The 18054-nt window shown below is 40.6% G+C and carries 13 protein-coding genes; 2 read left to right on the top strand and 11 right to left on the bottom strand.

The genetic code is table 11. The annotated features are described in order from the left end of the window. Nucleotides 1-81: 81 nt before the first annotated feature. From HMPREF9141_RS01140 to HMPREF9141_RS01195, 11 genes are all read right to left on the bottom strand, one after another. Complete coding sequence (locus tag HMPREF9141_RS01140; protein WP_007366551.1) at nucleotides 82-1182, bottom strand: glycosyltransferase family 4 protein; 1101 nt, start codon at nucleotides 1180-1182, stop codon at nucleotides 82-84. Between the two features lie 6 nt (nucleotides 1183-1188). Further along, a complete protein-coding gene (locus tag HMPREF9141_RS01145) occupies nucleotides 1189-2421 on the bottom strand; it encodes a glycosyltransferase family 4 protein (RefSeq protein ID WP_007366552.1) in 1233 nt (410 codons plus the stop codon). 32 nt (nucleotides 2422-2453) lie between these two features. Further along, complete coding sequence (locus tag HMPREF9141_RS01150) at nucleotides 2454-3410, bottom strand: glycosyltransferase (protein ID WP_007366553.1); 957 nt, start codon at nucleotides 3408-3410, stop codon at nucleotides 2454-2456. Continuing rightward, complete coding sequence (locus HMPREF9141_RS01155; protein ID WP_007366554.1) at nucleotides 3407-4381, bottom strand: glycosyltransferase family 2 protein; 975 nt, start codon at nucleotides 4379-4381, stop codon at nucleotides 3407-3409. Before HMPREF9141_RS01155 ends, HMPREF9141_RS01150 begins: the two co-directional genes overlap by 4 nt. Nucleotides 4382-4384: 3 nt before the next feature. Next, a complete protein-coding gene (locus tag HMPREF9141_RS01160) occupies nucleotides 4385-5707 on the bottom strand; it encodes an O-antigen ligase family protein (RefSeq protein ID WP_007366555.1) in 1323 nt (440 codons plus the stop codon). A gap of 413 nt (nucleotides 5708-6120) precedes the next feature. Further along, nucleotides 6121-7074, bottom strand: coding sequence for a capsular polysaccharide synthesis protein (locus HMPREF9141_RS01165; RefSeq protein ID WP_007366556.1), 954 nt, complete (start codon nucleotides 7072-7074; stop codon nucleotides 6121-6123). Continuing rightward, nucleotides 7071-8519 carry a lipopolysaccharide biosynthesis protein gene (locus HMPREF9141_RS01170; RefSeq protein ID WP_007366557.1) on the bottom strand — a complete coding sequence of 483 codons (1449 nt, stop codon included), beginning with the start codon at nucleotides 8517-8519 and terminating at the stop codon, nucleotides 7071-7073. Before HMPREF9141_RS01170 ends, HMPREF9141_RS01165 begins: the two co-directional genes overlap by 4 nt. Next, nucleotides 8509-9720: a CDP-glycerol--glycerophosphate glycerophosphotransferase gene (locus tag HMPREF9141_RS01175; RefSeq protein ID WP_007366558.1), complete on the bottom strand. Its 1212-nt coding sequence runs from the start codon at nucleotides 9718-9720 to the stop codon at nucleotides 8509-8511. Before HMPREF9141_RS01175 ends, HMPREF9141_RS01170 begins: the two co-directional genes overlap by 11 nt. 1985 nt (nucleotides 9721-11705) lie before the next feature. Next, nucleotides 11706-12197, bottom strand: coding sequence for a 3'-5' exonuclease (locus tag HMPREF9141_RS01185; protein ID WP_007366561.1), 492 nt, complete (start codon nucleotides 12195-12197; stop codon nucleotides 11706-11708). An 86-nt stretch (nucleotides 12198-12283) separates the two neighbouring features. Then, a complete protein-coding gene (locus HMPREF9141_RS01190; RefSeq protein WP_040554317.1) occupies nucleotides 12284-12805 on the bottom strand; it encodes a DUF6155 family protein in 522 nt (173 codons plus the stop codon). Nucleotides 12806-12988: 183 nt separating this feature from the next. Then, on the bottom strand, nucleotides 12989-14002 hold the full coding sequence (locus HMPREF9141_RS01195) for an acyltransferase family protein (RefSeq protein WP_007366564.1): 1014 nt from the start codon (nucleotides 14000-14002) through the stop codon (nucleotides 12989-12991). 392 nt (nucleotides 14003-14394) lie between these two features. Here HMPREF9141_RS01195 and HMPREF9141_RS01200 point away from each other — a divergent pair, with 392 nt between their 5' ends. Together HMPREF9141_RS01200 and HMPREF9141_RS01205 are read left to right on the top strand one after the other, a co-directional pair. Further along, a complete protein-coding gene (locus HMPREF9141_RS01200; RefSeq protein ID WP_007366565.1) occupies nucleotides 14395-17085 on the top strand; it encodes a 3'-5' exonuclease in 2691 nt (896 codons plus the stop codon). Nucleotides 17086-17722: 637 nt separating this feature from the next. Beyond that, a complete protein-coding gene (locus HMPREF9141_RS01205) occupies nucleotides 17723-18034 on the top strand; it encodes a hypothetical protein (protein ID WP_007366566.1) in 312 nt (103 codons plus the stop codon). The last annotated feature ends 20 nt before the right edge of the window (nucleotides 18035-18054 follow it).

An 18054-nucleotide genomic window follows, 5' to 3' on the forward strand; every position in this document is an offset into this window, starting at 1 on the left:
AAAACATCTATCCATGAACATCAAAATGTCTCCATAATAAAAAACATAACATACCAACCTTTGGTGTCAAACAAAAGCCGTTTATCCCTCATATTTTCTGTAAATAGCAACTACTTCATCTGCTATCTCTTCCCAGTTATACTTGCTCATATCATAATCAACAGACTTCAAGGGTCTACTAATAACACCTATAAGTTTCTCTGAAAGCTCTTCAACATTTCCACAATGAAAATAATTTTCTTTAGGCAAACTAATTTCTAAATTTGCAGGAATATCACTCACCAAAACCCTTACACCGTAACTCATTGCCTCTAATAATGCAATAGGTAAACCCTCATGAGAGGAGGGGAGACAGAAGCAAGAGCAGTTCGTCAACAAGGAATGAAGTTTCCTTCCTTTAATAAATCCAGTAAGTACCACACCATTCTTTCTTGCCATCTCCTTCAACTTAATCGAATAGGCATCCTCAAAGTCAGAATCACCAGCAAGAACTAATTTTACTCCTAAATCCTTTCCTTTTCCTCTTAACTTCACATAGGCCTCTACCAAATGATGCAGATTCTTTTCAGGTACGAAGCGGCACATGGCAAGGATATATCTCTTCTTTTCAATTCCAAGACTCGAAAAATACTCTGGGTAATCGCAGAGTTCCGGCCTAGATACACCATTATATATAAGATGTACATTCTTTATTCTCCCATACTTCTGAGCTATTATTTTTTTTATTACATCTGAGATAACAATAACTTCATCTGCAAATAGACAACCCATCCGCTCACCTAACCTCAATATAATCTTGGCTATTCCGCTCCACTTGTCCCGATCATAGTCTGGGCCATGATGTGTGAAAACAACCCTCATACCAAGCAATTTGGCATAAGGTGTCAGCAGTGCAGGGCCAATCGCATGGATGTGAAGTATATCCGCCCCCAACTTTTTCGCTTTTTTGATGGCACGGAAAGTATGAATAATAGCCTCAAATGATTTTTTCTTGGGAGAAGGCAATGTAATGAGCTTTACCCCCTTCCACATTTCCAGCCTATCATGTATATAGTTCGAGCGTCTAATTACAGTCACATCAAAACCACGAGAAGCAATACGAGAAAATAGTTCCTCACAATGCGTTTCTACTCCTCCCATGATGTTCGGAATACCACGAGTACCCGTCACGACTAACTTCATAAAGGCTTACTTCTTTATAAATTGATTGTAAAAAGATATTAATTTCAGATAGTACCTGTCCAGACTTAGATTCCCATGTGCGAAATTCAAAGTCTCAGAACTCAAATGTACGTAATCTTTTGCAGATACAGAATCGGCAAGCATTACTTTATCTTTCAGGGTTTGCACATCCCCACTTATAAATTGATAGCCAGTATTCCCTTCCAATATAATCTCTGGAATACCACCAATCTTTGCTCCAATCACCGGAGTTCCTACCGCATAAGCTTCTATAATGCTCATTGGGTTATTCTCATAGCATTCAGAGGGGACTAAAACAAAAAAAGCATTGGTCACCAAATCTTGCAGCTCCTTACCTCTTTTATATCCCAAGAAATTAACATTATTCATACAGGATATATGAGCATACTTCTTTAAAGCCTTTTCTTCCGGCCCTGTACCCACTACGTCCAACCGGCAGTTTGGCAAGTCTCGAAAAACCTTCAGCAAGGTCTTCACTCCTTTCTCAGACGACAATCTGCCAAAGTATAAAAAATATCTCTCCTTTGGCATAGCTTTGGGAATCCTGGCAATAGATGTGCAAAAGTTATAGAGGGTAATTCTCGGAATGTCTTTCAGGGCAGGCATATACCTTTCATGAATATCTCTGGCAAAGTTACTGACATAAAGTAAACCATCGATATACTTGCTGGGATTAAAAAAAACATTACGGAAGTATTGCTCAGAAGCCATAACTGCACTTAACACCTTGCTTCCTTTACAACACGTATGTACAAAGCACTTATAAAAATATTTTCCTTTACAATCTTCACAAATTCTACCGCTGCCATTACGAAACACATAAGCAGGACAAACCATGCGATAGTCATGCACTGTGAACAAGATTGGTATCTGATGTTTTTTTAAGACAGGAAGAATAGAAGCGGTAATCTGTCCCCATATCAGATGGATATGAGCAATATCCGGCTTCTCATGTTTAATTAACTGTTCTATTTTCTTTGCAGCTTCAAAATGATAAAAATAATTCACCACATTCTTTACCTGCTTCAAGAGGCCTTTCCTGGTTTCCTTTGATTCCGGAAAATATCCACTATAAGGTGAGGGATTATTCTTGTCCCATCTTAAAGTAAAGTAAACCACTTGGTGACCATGCTCCTCTAACAGTTTTCCAGTGTTGAAACAAACTGTCTCAGCACCACCTTTGTTGTAATTATAAACATCAATTAACAATATCTTCATCTTATATATGAAATTATTTATCAATATATGGTTTACTTCATTTTATACCAGAGAAAAAACAGCCAATATATAATAAAACCTATTTTATGCTTTATTTTTCGGCTATACAATACATCTTTCCAGAAACTTTGAGGTGCATATGTGCCTATTGCCTCATCAGTCTCTTTAAAGAAAGCTTTATTTCTATTCAGGATCGCTTCCTTCATCATATTTCGACGGATGTCAGAACGAGCAATTGCTATGTCCCGTTTTGTTACAGGATAATTATTGGCCTTCGCAAAATCCAGAATATAATTCAATGCTATGAGAGCGTCAGGACGAACGGTGGAGACCAACTTTCTTGTTACACTGCAGTCATTCATTCGATAACCATATAAATCTTGATTTACATATATAAATGACTTAGCTTTAAGCAGTAACTTAAACAATATCATCCAATCTTCACCTATACGAACTCCTTGCTGAAAAAAAATGTCATTTTCAAAAAACAGCTTTCTTTTATAGAAAGCCCCCCACACACCTAACATTGCCGTCCTCCGAACGACAAGTTTAATATATTCATCTTTATCAGAACTATACTTTTTCCCAAACGAGGCTAACCTACTATTCTCTCCGAAAATATAAGCCCCATAACGGACAATATCACATCCTGCTACATTCTGATTTTCTAATATCTTGAAAGCACCATTTTTCAAGACATCGTCACCATCCACAAAACAAATCCAATCACCATCAGAAGCTTTAATTCCCTCATTCCGGGCTACACTCACCCCCCTATTAGACTGATGAATTACGACAATATTATCCTGACCATCGGCCAAAACATCACACTTCTCTCCAGAATTGTCAGTACTCCCATCATCCACAAGAACAATTTGCGTTTCAAAATTTACTGGTACATCTTGATCGAGTATACTATTCACACACTCTTCTAACCAAGCTGTACAATTGTAAACGGGGACTACTATTGATATTTTATGCTTTGTCATATCAATCGAGGTATGATTTTGTCATGAAACAACTTTGCCAAACGATTTCTCAGGATACCTTTTGGGAAAAATAAGACAAAGAAGATTGCAATCTTACCAAAAACTCCACACATAGACTTCAACCTTGTAAACAAGGGCAGATAATTCCTGCTTTCTTTTCCTGGCAACACCCGATAATCTGCTATCAACAATTTATAGACGACAGCTAATTGCTCATGCCGGCAAAGATCGTCAATATTATCCATAAAATCAGAAGCTGATATTAAACGAGATCTTATATTTTGTTCATTTGGAGCTTGTGTAATACTTCCCGGACGAATATTATACATATAAGTATCCTCCTTGCATATAGCATAAGCCGAAACAAACTTTGCCGCAAAGAAATTCCAATAATCATCTTCATGAAGCAGACCCTCCTTGAAAAAGAGATGATTCTCCAATAACCATTTTCGTTTAACCAATTTATTCCACGCTGTTGGAGGAAAGTGCGCCATCAGCATCTCACGCTTAATATACTCAGTATCTTCTGAATATTCTCTCAATTTTTTTGATTTTAAACTTAAATATTCAAAACCACTGCTAGTAGCCTGAGCACCAGCCTGCACAATTTGAGCCTTGGGAAACTTTCTTGAAGTCCTTTCTAGAACCTCAATGCAATCAGGGGTTATATAGTCATCACTATCCAAGAAATACAGGTAGTCACCCCCCGCTTGCAAAATACCTGTATTGCGAGCCGCGGAAAGTCCGCCATTTTTAGGCCTATTTATAATATGAAAAGGAATCTCTCCCCTATACTTATCAATTAATTTTTGAGCGATTCTGACGCTTTCATCTTTTGTACAGTCATTCACAAGGATACATTCAACACCCTTCGTAAAGGACTGTGCCATCACGGATTTTAAACATTTACCTATGTATCTTTCTACTTGATAAATAGGGATTATTATAGTACAAAACAAAGCGTTATTCATAATCTACTTTAATTTGTTCATTTGCTGATTCTTTAAAATAAAAGCTGACGTTATCATATAGTATGCAAATGAGCAATATATATTCGTAAGGAAAATACTTAAAATATAGGCTCCATTAAAAACATAGATATCCACATGTTTGTTATTATCTACTATCATCTTCCTGGACCAACTATAAAAGAAAAATATCCATACCATCAAACCGATATAACCAGAATTAGCAATCGCCCATAAGTATAGAGACTCGAAGAACAAAGCATCTGTGTTTCCTCCATATTTCTCTATATGTTTTGTTGTATATCCATAACCTAAGCCGAATAACTCATTATTGGATATTAGATTATTTACATATTTTGCTTGTGAAAATCTCAGTTCTCTATTTGATCCCGTAATCTCATTTTTCTCAGCTAAATTATCATCCCAAAAGAATATTGAAGGTTCAATATTAGCATGATAATATTCTTTTAAAGTAGGAGTACTATTTACCACAATGACAGATATTCCCAAAACAACCAGAAAACGTATAATGTTTCTTTTCACGAAAAGATTTCTCTCAACCAAATAGTAAGCAATGACTCCCATTAAAGGAAAAATTGCAGAACGTTTTGTAGACATAAAGCAGTTTAAGATTGCCAAGATGACATAGGCCTTTTTCCAGAATGTGTTTGACAGCCCTTTAAAGAAGAAACCAAAACACGTTAGAACCAAACAAATCTGTCCCCAGGGGATAGCTCCTTCAGACTGATTACCAGTTGTACTTGAAGTGAAAGCTCCACGTATGCTTTCTTCGCCATTTCCTATGAACATCTCCTTCGAATAGTTGAAGGTAAGAGCAAAAGCTTGCACCAATGGGTTCAGTCTAATTATATAAGTTACTATACCATAAATCCCAATTATAATAAAACTGAAAACGAAAAACCTTAAACAAATCTGTAGCTTTTCCTGCGAATTAACAATAATAATAAACAAAATATATGGAGCAATTTCTGTCAATGTGAATTTGAAGAGTTCTTTACATTGAAAGACATAATCTACGCTTCCAAAAAGTCCGATAAAAGATAGAGGCAATATTAATGTGAAAATAGGAAACAATGCAAACTTTACATTACTTCGTGAGAAATCGCATTGCTTATTCCTTAAAAAAACAAAGAACATCAAGACTAAAAGCATAAACGAATAAATACTGATGCTACCAATTCTTGTGGTCGTAGGTAAAACCATTTTTACGGCAAGAAAAAATGCATATGCTTGTACCAAGGACTTCTGACAAAAATAGAGAAAGACCAAGATTATAAGTACAACAAACAGTTTTATTGCTAATATCATAAATTCACCTGATTTTAGTCTATAAGACAAATAGAATGACACCAACTATCTTGGGTCAATCGACTCTAACTCAATTAAAACAGTGCTATATTATGCCTCTATCGTAAGAAAACTAATTGTCAACAAGGCCGCTATTCCATAAGAAATGCACTAAGACAGGAAAAACAGAATATCAACGCCCTAGCTCTGCATCTCAAATTTCACCGATCTCCTCATTTGAAATCCCTATAATTCAGATGGTACAGCACAACGTGCTAAAGGCATTAACAGCGTCCCACCATGTAACAAAGGGACATGGATAAACACCACAAGAAATGCAAAAATATATCGGAAGAATTCTATAGAGGGGTTTCGCATCATTCAGTCTTCATTAAGCCTGAATTATATAGAGAGGATACATAAAGAAGATTATATTATGAGCCAGAAATAAACTCATAAAAACTATATGTTGTTTTTCCCTTTACTCCTGGAACCTTATGCCTTGTCAGCTTATGGAAATCAGAAATGCTTTTTATCTGTCTGAGTCTCTCCTCACTATACTCATCGAACAACTCAAACTGAAGGACGTGAGGAGCTGTATTGGGATAGTTGGGTACTTGCTTCCATTGTTCCGAATAACGCTCTGTTGCAATATGAAACAATAAATGATAGAAAAGATAGTTCACCGCACTGTCATGCTTACGCCAATAGTAATAAGTCAGCTCTAGCGTGGTTTTAAGAATAGGATTGTTCTTTGTAGAAGAAATCAGCCAATTTGAACATACACAACCGACATCGCCACCAGGTCGCCAATTCTTAAAAACAAAGAATGGTAAAGCGAACAAGTCCTCATGATAGCCTGTACAATACACCGTCGAATCAATCCAGACCCCACCATTACGTACCAAAAGGTCTGTACGGAGAATATCAGCAAAGTGCGCTCCTAGAATGATGCCTTTTTCATACTTTTCAATAATATACCGGGGTATATTCGTATAGTTCCGATAATTCTCGTTGGTAATAATAATTATTTCATATTGTGGCAAGCTTTTCTTTATAGATCGCAGGCAAGCTTTACACAATAGGGGAGCATTTTCTTCTCCTTGCAACCAGCACCACCAGACAATACGAGGGGGCGTTCCTTTTTTCATCTCGTATATTGGAAGATCATCCAGAAAGTGTCTGCTGCACCGTTTCAAATACTGATAGGCCTGCCAGTCTGACATTTCAGAGGATAACCCCTTCGGAAGATAATTCTTATGCACAAATACACTTGAATGGTAAAAGAATCCATCCCTTATCTTATACAGTCGATTGACTATCTTTCGTCTGACAAGATGCCACCCGCCTTCTTTATAAAAACTATTTACCTTTGAAAAGAGTGTCATTTTCTCCTGATATTCTTGATTGTGTTAACAGCATAGTTGTAACTTTCCAAGGAGAGGAATCTTGCCATTCCTATGTAGAATGCACCTCCCATAACAACCTGAATAAAGAAAGAAACGAAAGTATTCAGTGGAAAAAGACCTATGAGATAAATGACTCCCCCCATGGCAAGTGCAATTCCAAATTGTGGAGAAACATCCTTAAGTTGATCTTTAAAACTATATCCTATCAGCTTCCTGTTGGGCCAGGAATTAAAGACTGTTCCAACAAATCCATAACAAGTACAGGCAATGGCAATAGCCAAAGGACTGATAAACATTCCTGCAGCAATGAGTAAAGGGTAAACGGGCTTTTTGTAGAGTTCCAACTTTAGTGTCACATCACTTCTCCCCAAGGCATTCAGAGCCTGTAAATTAGCTGTTCCAAGGATTCCGAAAAGATATTGGAAGCAAAGAACCTGCATGAAAGGGACACAGGACAGCCACTTCTTCGTTAATAAAATCAATACGAGTTTGTCTGAAGTTGCAGCAAGTCCCAAGAGTATCGGACACATGATAAAGCTACTTGTCATCATCGCACGTCTTACAGCTCGCTTTAGAGCTTCCGGTTCATTCTGAACCTTCGACATGGCCGGAAACAAAACAGCATTAATGGTGTTATTAATATTATTGGAAAACAAGGAAGGAAACGAGTCACCTCTATTATAGAACGCCAAATCTGCAGGCTGATACTTGATACCGATAATGAAACTTTTTAATTCATTGAAGAAAGAACCGATGACATTTGCACCCATAAATTTAGACCCAAAAGAGAACAGCACCTTAAATCGTTGATAAGAGAATATCAACTTCGGTCTCCAAGTTATAATCCTATTAAGTGTGAAAGTATTAACAAGCTGGTTGGATAATTGTTGCCCGACAAGAGACCAGACGCCAAAGCCGTGGTACGCCATGAAAATTCCTATGAAGCCTGATATAATCGTGCCTATCAACGTTGCATAGAAGAATTTTTTGAAATCAAGTTTCCGTGATATGCTTGCCTGCTGAATGGAATTAATAGCAGAAATCGGGATAATCAAACCTAAGACCCTGAGTACAGGAGTAATCACTTCGTTTTTGTAGATGTCAGCAATGAAAGGGGCTGCAATGAAAAGAATTGCATATAAGAAGAGTGACAAGGCATTCCCTGCATGGAACATCGTTGAGAAATCAAGTTCATCAGCATCTCTCTTTTGGATGAGTGAAGTTCCTAGGCCACTGACTGCAAGACAACTTGCAATATTAATAAAAACCATTGTTAAGGCAATTACTCCATATTCCTTTGGCAGCAGCAATCGAGCAAGTACAACGGAGACAACAAAGCTGACCAGCTGTGAGGACAGCCGTTCTCCAAAACGCCAGATAAATCCCTTAATAGTCTTAGATTTTATATCCTCTTTATTTTCCATACTTGTTTCGTGAGAAGCAACCAGTCATTACATCATGAATTCTTTCAACTATGCGTTCAGAGGCATGACCATCATCAAAACCCTGATACACCTGTGAGAAAGCTTCCATCTTCTTTAGAAAATCTTTCGAGTCAAAATTTAAAATAACTTTTTCCAGTTCCTCGTTTGTTGTAGTGAGGACAAAAGGCAAATTAAAAAAGAAGGGTTTTAGTCCACGTGATCCTTGGTAATCATCTATGTCCGGTGCATATAGAATAACAGGAGTCTGCAAGATTATGCTATCACATAGCGTGGAAGAATAGTCGGTCACCTGTAAATCACAGATAGCCATTAGACGCTGCATATCAGGATAACTGCTTACATTAATAATTCTTTTAGTAAAGTGGAATAAATGTTCCGGATGTGGAACATTAGGATGCAACCGAATCAAAATAATCCACTCTCCGTCATTTCGGCTGTCCAAAGCTCGGATAATACTATTCCAGTTAATATCGTATACCTCCGTATCCCCGTCATCCCTGAAAGTAGGACAATAAAGCAGTATCTTTTTATGGGGAGAGATGCCCAAGCTATATTTTATGGACTGCTTTTGAGATTCATCTATTTGAAAATAAAAGTCATTACGCGGCATACCACTTTCCATAATTTCACCATTATACCAATAAGCGGAACGAAATTCTCCCGTCTGCAAATTGCTATTTGATATCATCAGATCCGTAATCAGGGACTCTTTTTGAGAATGTTTAATGTAATACGCACTCAGGTGTTCTTTTGCATCATTCTCTGCGTATTTTGGCCCAAAAGGACCATGCCATGTCTGAATATAGTACTGCCCTTTCTTCTTTATGAAAGGAAGAGGATTCTTCACATTATTTACGATAACTTTTGAACCGGCCAATACCCGCATTCCTTTAAAACTTCTAATCTTAACAGGCTTTATTCTTTGAGGTAGGAGCTTGCCATCAGCCTTCCCACTAACAAGCCAGAAAATCTTGTATGGAAGTTTCTGTTTCAGTATTTCTTCCGCAATATACTTTGGGTTATCCCCATAGCCCTTCCCGTTAAAGTTATTAAAAGTTATGATATCATCTCTTACTGGAAACAGGAGACTTAACTGCCGAAACATCAGTAATTGCAGTCTGTTTTTCCTTTCTCTAAGTAATCTATATACCTTCTTTATAAAGAGAAATACGGACTTCATTTTACAACTTCTTCAAAGAACATATCAAAAACTATCATGTGTTTTTTTATTATTACAACGACTGATAATCAATTTACATACTATTATTTTTGCTTTAACGAACTTCCCCCCTCACCTCCTATATCCATAAAGCAAACATTTTAGATACGTACTGCAGGAGAACATCATATAGTCACTTTCATAAGATATGAAAGAGTCCGGACGGATGTATTCCTCCAGTTTGTGAAATGTATATAAATGGTTGCAAAATCCGTTTTCTGTCAAAAGTATTCCGTAGACTGCCCAAGCTCTATGCGCTTCTCCAGCCATACACAGAAATTTGCAATCTTCAAAAGTGTGCTCTTACCTTGGGACTGCGGGTCGATAACTACATTTATGCGCTTCAGTTCAATATCCGCGAAAAATATTGGACCAACATTTCTGAATCATGAATCTTCTCATAAAACTTGATTTGTCTATGCTTCAGTTCTTGCTGCAAGCCAATGAAAATAGATAAGGGAAAATGGAATAAGGTATGAATACCGGCAGACACACAACCCTTCCTCCTTGACATGAAAAAGCCAAGCAGTGGACGAGGAAGGAGGAGGCTACCGCTTCGGGACAGAACAGGGATTGACTGGCTGTCCGCGGTATTCATAATCCGTCTCAGTAGAAAAGCATCAGACAAACAAAAATGAACCAGTACAAGGAATCATAAGGGCACAGCCGGCTCATAACGAAACCTCTAACTCATTCATGTGGAGATGTAAGTCTAATGCGATTCTGAAGTTACCAACACAATATAATTGATGGTCTCTAATTGCGCACAAAGATACGAAATAGTATGCAGAAAAGAAAAGAAAAAAGAAGATATTTCGTCATGAAGAAATAGAATGAGGAAAAACAGAAAAACAGTTTCACCAAGCAACGGGACGGTGATACCAGAGGGATCATAAGCATGTTCTTAAAAATCTGCATTGGCATACGGGGACGATAAGATTTGTCAGATCTGCCTATTCACAGACTTCGTCATTGCGCCACCCAAGAAAAATAAAGCATCCAATACACCTCAACGAGAACTCAAAATTCGGATTATCTCTCGTATAGAGGGGGTATGAACCCACTATCTCATCCGCTTTTTTAGGTTCTTCCGTTAAATGCGTAGATGTTTTTCGTATAGCTTTAACGGAAGAACCGAAGTGATTCATTAACCAAAAACATGGCCAAGACCGTTCAACTGGCTATTCTATCATCCTCCTCCGATATAAAAACCTTTTCGTTTTAATACGTTGAGAATACAGATAAGATTTTGAAAAACCATTACACAAGCTTTAACAGGCTCCTCTGCAAATATAAAAACACGTGCAAAAAGCAGGTCTTTAACCGGCAGTAAATCAATTGGTTGCCAAGCCGTTCAGAAAAGGTGCTTGATTGGACTTCAAAAGGGCGTTGGTAACACGCCGAAAGAGCACCTGTTGCAAGCCAGTCAGGCACCTTTTAGCTTCTAAAAGGGCATGTGTTGCCTTGCGTTACATGAAAACAGTTTACAAATACCGATGATATGGGAATAAGTTGAAGAAGACGGAAAGACAGGCTGATGGACAGGCATCGTATCAATGCGCCTTTTCTGCATCTTATCTTGTAGTCCATCCTCCTTTGTAAGACCATCTGATTTCGGACAGTCATACCATGCAAATGTATAAGCCTTTATTCTCCAATCTATGTATTTAACGGAAGAACCTTTTTATGCGTTACCCTGGACAAAGACGCAAGCATTGATTATCAAACGCTTACAATCTTACTTCGGAAAAGTGACGAAGTCAGGATTTCTCGGCTCTGCCGATTTCTCTTGAGCGACAGCTCCAGTTTCCACTGTCGGTTGCATAGTACGGGCATATTCCGTTCAAGGAGGAAGCTGGATCTGCTCGCATAAAGGCGAAGACGCAAAGAGTTGACCAGTCCCCTGTCAACGAAAGAGCAGCGTGGAATTTAAGCAAAAACTTTTCCTACAAAATCTCCCTCGCTATCCATGCACAGGCCTCCGCATCAGCAAGGGCATGATGATGATTGGAAAGGTCGTAGCCACACTCGGCCGCAACGGTCTGCAGTTGATGGTCAGGGAGATCAGGAAGCCTGCGGCGAGCGGCTTTCAGCGTATCAAAAAACTCATAATCGGGGTAATCCATCTGATAGGTATAAAACGCTGCCTTCAGGCAACCTTTATCAAACGGGGCGTTATGTGCCACAAGCGGTAAGCCTTCAATCATCGGTTCAATCACTTTCCACACCTCACTGAACACAGGAGCATCATCCGTATCCGCACACGTCAGCCCGTGTACCTGTACGCATCGCCAATGGTAATAATTCGGTTCGGGCTGTATAAGGGAATAGAAAGTATCAACGATCTCCCCTCCCCTTACTATCACGACACCCACCGAGCATACACTACACCGCTCAAAGTTCGCTGTTTCAAAGTCAATCGCTGCAAAATCCTGCATAGCTTTATATTAAATAGTTAAGCCGTCTATTATCAGATTAATTCTACAGAGGCGGCTCAATGCTTGTTTAAATAAAGTGTGTTAGTTTAGTCTTGGTAACCAAAATGCTCATAGTACATATCCCATAATGTATCGGAAAAGCCCCAACCACAATCCGTTGAGTTAAGCATACTTTTAATTCTCTGCCTGAAGTGTTCCTCAAGACCGTATTCACAAATATGCTTCAGAGCTTTATCAAAATTCGTTTCTAATGTGGTGTAATACTGTTCCCACATATCACCGAAGGTCATTGTGTACTCACATCCCAACTCTATATAGTAAAGCATCAGATCACCAAGACTGATGGCGTCAGCCTTCAACTTCTTGAAATCAGAGATTGCCTTACGGCAGGTTGCAAATGAAGGTTTGTCTGAAAAGCCCCGAGCAGGGAAAAACTCATCACGGATAATCTTCTTGTATTTTTCCAACGCTACACTATAATCAGGTGTAAGATACGTTTCCAAATACATCTTCGCTTCCTTGTTTGCATCATATAAATCCAGCACAAGTCTTATTACATCTTCCTTCGGCAGTGCGGCAAGATGCTTCTTCAATCTCAATTTGCCCATACCAGAGTCCTCTCTATTCGCATTTACAAGAAACATAAAAATCCATGTCTACAAATTTAGATAAAATTCCCGAACTACAAGCCCGCCGGATGAAGAAATTACTTTTTCCTTTAGAGAAAAGCTGCCGCTTTCCCATGAGAAACAGGAAGCCAGCCTAAAATGTTTTCTGATTCAGGAAAGATGTTACCTCAAAAAAGGAACTTGCCGGATAACAGCCTTGGAAAGATAGCTGATGGGAAGTGAAACAACATAACTGATAACTATCAGTACAATATAAATGACTAACGGAAACTTGAAACCGTAAATAAAATCATGGAATAAATGATAACAGAAGAAGGAGTGGGTTAACCACATAATCATAGACTGTTTACCCATTGACATAAGAAATCGTTTCGCAATACCATTAAAACTTAAGTGCAATAGCAGGAATATATAAGAAAATTCAAATATATACGCAGTAGCCGCACTTGAAATAAAGCAATTAATGACTATCAATAACAACAAGATCATGATGGTAACCACCTTATGTGAATATAAAAAAGGTATAGAAGATTTACCTTTTTCAACCTGCCGATGGAATACAGCTCCTATAACAAAAGAAAACAACACATTAAAATAAGTTAGAATGTAGGTGTACCACTCTGTATATGATTTATTTACAGCTATATACCGACTGATAACATAGCAGCTTACCATATAGAGAATCCACGAAATGACGATACTCTTCACGCTGCCTAATTTATCTATACATTTAAAAATCCAGATAGATGTAAGCGACAGCAAGGTATAAGGAAACAAAAACCATGTCTCCGAGTTATAGCTGCTACTCAAACTCGTAAAATTCATTATTATATCCAACAAACTTCCTGGATACTTACTGGGTTTTACGAAAAATCCTATACTGACAAATATCAACAATATGAGCCAGTAATGGATGTATAGTTTTAAAAGTCTACGCTCTTGTCCACTAACAGACAATTTGCCTCGATAGTAAGTGTAACTAAGCCCGTAGCCACTCAGCATCAAAAATATCCCCACAGGATTACAGGCTCTACTGATAATGTGCACAAGGGGAGTACCACCAATAAAAATCAAAGGTTCACAAACAGTACTCAGATTAGAACCATTAAATAAGTGAAGGAACAACATCATCAGGATAGCTACACCTTTTAAAATGGTCGTCTGTTCTTTTGTCATTGCATTAAAACGTTTTAATGCGATACCGTATACTCAATTCACGAAAGTTATAGCCAAGTACCTACACGTGAAACGTGGACGCATTCATCCACGTTCAGAGGTACTTGGCGGAAACCTACAACAAGAGATGAGAAACGCCCACGCTATCGTGGACGTTCACTTATTCATCCATTCTTGTTGTTCATTCTACCGCCAAGTTTCCTGAACGTTATTGAATAAATAGCAAACGCTAAATTATTAACCCACAAAATGGGACTGGGTACACACCTGCACACCGAGTCCGATTGCAAAGTTACAATTTTATTTTCATTCTTTTAAGTTGACAACGAGTTATTTCCAATCTTTTTCTTACTTTTGCAGAAGAAGCATCTACTGCTATAAAAATACTTTCTATGGAGGCAAACAGCTACACACCAAGTTTAGATAAATACCAGATTCCTGTTGTAGAGTCAAGTCAGGGACATCATCTTGTACTGGCGTCGCCAGGATGTGGCAAGACTCATATCCTCGCAGAGAGAATAAAATACGCACGGGAAAGGGGTGTGAAGTATGAGGACATGCTCTGCCTGACGTTCACAAACCGTGCCGCAAGGGAGATGACCAACCGTATTCAAAAGGTGGTGGGAGGTGATTTCTCGGAACTGATGGTGGGTAACGTGCATCGTTTCTGCTCTAAGTTTCTCTTTGAACAGGGCAGGATACCTGCCGATTCAGCCATCATTGATGATGAAGAGGCGGTGAGTATCATTGCAGACTATCGCAATGAAGACGAAGAAGGAGTGACAAAAGACTTCAACCGATACAAAGGTTATCAGACGATTATCTTCTTCCAGCATTTCATCTATCAGATGGAACACGGTCATCCATGGAAGTATTACCTTCATCCAGAGAGTTTTACGGATGACGACAGGGAAGCTGTAAAGCATATCTGCGCCTCACAAAAGATTGAATATGACAAGCAGGCGGTAGTGAATATCTATCATCATGCACAGGAATATATGGACGAGGCGAATGCGCCGGGGCTTGATGGAAAGCTGGCTGATAGGATTCGTGTGCTGCTCTGGAAGATGTATTACGCCGGTTGTTATGCACGATACAAGGAGGAGAATCATCTCTTCGACTTCGAGGACCTGCTGCTTTACACATACGACATCTATAGCTCTGACCCCACCTGCAAGCGTTATCCGTGGATACAGGTGGACGAGGTGCAGGACCTTAACAGTATGCAGCTTGCCATCATTGACCTGCTGACGGCAGAAGACCACCCGATGGTGATGTACTTAGGCGACGAACAGCAGGCAATCTTTTCTTTCATGGGGGCGAAAACCGAGACGCTGACACTGTTGAAGATGCGCTGCAAGGGGAACATCCACCATCTGCAACGCAACCACCGTTCCCCCAAATACCTGCTCGATGTGTTCAACAGCTATGCGGAAAGACAACTGCAGATCGACCGCGACCTGCTGCCTGTATCAGACAACGACGCCAAAGCCAGTCCCGGCGACCTGAGGATCATACACAGCAGCACGATGGAAACGGAACGCCGCGACGTTACCGAAGAGGCACTCCGTCTCTACGAACAGAACAAAGACGAGCGTACCGCCGTCATCGTCAGTGCCAACTCGGATGCTGACCGTATCAGTGACACTATGACACAGGCGGGTCTGACTCACTTCAAGGTATCGGGGCGCGACCTCTTCGACACGCCGGACATCAAACTGCTGCTGGCCCATCTGAGCGTACTTGCCAATGAACATAATTCCATAGCTTGGACGCGTATTATGAAAGGAGTGCACGCTTTCCCCTCTCACGCACTTGCCCGGCGGTTCAACTGGAAGCTGAAACAGCTCGCACTGTCGCCTTCCGACTTCCTGCTCTACCCGGGCAGCTGCTATACGGCAGAGTTCCTGCAAGCATATAACGAAGCGGGAATCGTCGTGTTCGACACGGAGACAACCGGGCTGGACGTGTTCAGTGACGACATCATAGAGATTGCCGCCATCCGTATCAAGGGAGGGGAAATCATCGGCGACCCGCTCGATCTGTACATTGAAACCGACAAGCCCATCCTGCCGAAGCTCGGCGACAAGGAGAACCCGATGTATTCCATCTATCATGCGAAGATGGCCGCAGACAGGCTGCTTGCCCCGGCAGATGCCCTGCAACGCTTTCTTGCCTACATCGGCACACGCCCAGTCCTCGGGCATAATGCCAGCTATGACTACAACATAATCGACAACTGCCTGAAACGATATTGCAATGATACGATGCAGACACACGGAAACCGCTGTTTCGACTCACTCAAGCTGATAAGGCTACTGGCCCCGGGCCTCCACTCCTACAAGTTGGAGAGCCTGCTCGAGACCTTCCGGCTGAAGGGGGTGAACAGTCACCGGGCGATAGATGACGTGAGGGCAACCATAAGCCTCGTACACCTCTGTGCCAGGAAGGCAAGTGAGAAACAGGCGAAGCAGACCGCCTTCCTTCGTCATCCGAAAGTCCGGCCATTTGCCGATGCGCTCCGCAGGAATTACGGTGAATGGTACCAAGAAGCCGTCGGACGGCTTTACAGACGCTCAAATAACCATGAGCCAGCCCTTGCGAAAGAACTTTCCTCTACCTACGACTGTTTTCATTCTGACGGGCTGATCAACGAGATTCCACGATTATCGTATATCCTACGCTATCTCCGCATCGATATGCTGACAGACAGGAATGTCCCGAATGCACTCGCTCCACAGCTTTCACAGTACATCATGGACATCAACACCCTGAAAGAGGCCGACTTCTGCAACAGCCGGAGCATCCTTGAGCGGGTCTACGTAACAACCGTACACAAGGCAAAAGGGCTGGAATTTGACAACGTCATCCTATTCGATGCCGCAGACGGACGCTACCCGAACGTCTACAACAAAACAAGACAGCAGGACGAGGAAGACGCACGTAAGTTCTATGTAGCCATGTCACGTGCCAAACGCCGCCTCATCATTGCCTACGCCATGCAGATGACCGACCGGTACGGTCGTGTACACGACCGAGAGCTGACACCGCTGATGGATGCGATACAGAAGTGGTTTGAGTAATTACGACAGAATCGCAGCAGAAACAAAACCGGCCTCCTGCCGATGTACTGATGCCCGGCACCTGCCGTGTTGAGAACCCGCACCAGTCGTGTTGAGGGTTCACACGCTTGCTGTCTGTTGCCCGGATGGTAACAACTTGCAGTAAAAGCAAAGGTTCAGGAGCACTCTCTGTTGGAAAAATAAAAGGTAAAAAGGGAAACTTAGAGATCTCTCCATGCCCCGCCTTTCATTAAAGGCTCCGCGAGTTCCGTGACTCTGTGAGGGCATACACTCTGAAAGATGGCGTTTCCGTGAGCTTTTATCCTCACACAGAGAACACAGGGAAAGCGGAAAACTGCATTACACGGAGAAACCTGAAGATTTAAGGCAGGCTCTGAAAATCACCTTTGATGGATTTCCAGAACCTGCCTTATGTTCTCTACCTGATAAAGAAGCCCGCTTTTCCAAAGACAATGAAAGACTGCCCGCTGAAAGGAAGTTACGGATGGAAATACAGATAAAACAGATAAAGAGGAAACAAAGAACGTCACAAGAATGTCACAAAAAAAACATACGACTATATTTTTCTCCCATTTGCAGATGTATTCTCCCTAAAAGTATTAACTTTGTGCCCATCAATATATACAGCTAAAATAAAATGATATCAAAAAGATTAATCACATTCTGCCTATCCATATTCACGGCATCATTTACCTTTGCAGCTAACCATGAGAGTGCTCGAGACGCCCTCTCAAGCCTCTTGGGAGGAACCTTTGCCCTCGGCACCATCCTTCTGTGTGCCGCTTTCTACCTCATCTGGTATTTCCTCGTTGCCATCATGGCACGCAAAAGAAACCGGAATGTGGCTCTCTGGATTCTCTTCAGCCTGTTAGGTACGCCCTGGCTGATGATGCTCATCCTCTTCTGCATTGGCAAAGATGAGCCAAGCAACAGAAGATACAACGATTAACAGCTCATCTGACATTCTTT

This window comes from Prevotella multiformis DSM 16608 (genome assembly GCF_000191065.1).
Lineage (GTDB): Bacteria > Bacteroidota > Bacteroidia > Bacteroidales > Bacteroidaceae > Prevotella > Prevotella multiformis.